We start from the raw sequence: 447 nt of genomic DNA, 5'->3' as shown, positions 1-447 counted from the left end.
TCTCGACACGGCGCGGCCTGCTCGACGTTCCGCGCCTCGGCCAGCGCACATTCGAGCAATGCGCGGGCTTCCTGCGCATTCCCAATGGCAAGGAGCCGCTGGATGCTTCAGCGGTGCACCCGGAAGCCTATGGTGTTGCCCGCAAGATTGTTGCTGCCTGCGGCCGCGATCTGCGCACGCTGATGGGAGACAGTGCAGCGCTCAAGGCGGTCGATCCGCGCGCCTTCGTGGATGAGCGTTTCGGCCTGCCGACCACTCGCGACATCATCGCTGAAATGGAACAGCCGGGCCGTGACCCGCGCCCCGGTTTCAAGACCGCAACTTTTGCCGACGGCATCGACGCCATAAAGGATTTGAAGCCCGGCATGACGCTTGAAGGCACGGTCACCAATGTCGCGGCCTTCGGTGCCTTCGTCGATATCGGCGTGCATCAGGACGGGCTCGTGC

The 447-nt window shown here is 64.2% G+C and carries 1 protein-coding gene; it reads left to right on the top strand.

Annotation, left to right across the window (positions count from 1 at the left end):
• Positions 1–447: S1 RNA-binding domain-containing protein (locus AB1462_RS32045; protein ID WP_367249124.1), on the top strand; the 447-nt coding region annotated here is incomplete at both ends.

The sequence above is a fragment of the Pseudomonas sp. SB113 genome, from assembly GCF_040754745.1.
GTDB classification, from domain to species: Bacteria; Pseudomonadota; Gammaproteobacteria; order Pseudomonadales; family Pseudomonadaceae; genus Aquipseudomonas; species Aquipseudomonas grimontii.
Note: the sequence above shows the minus strand (reverse complement) of the source record. Positions and strands in the feature narration are given on the sequence as shown.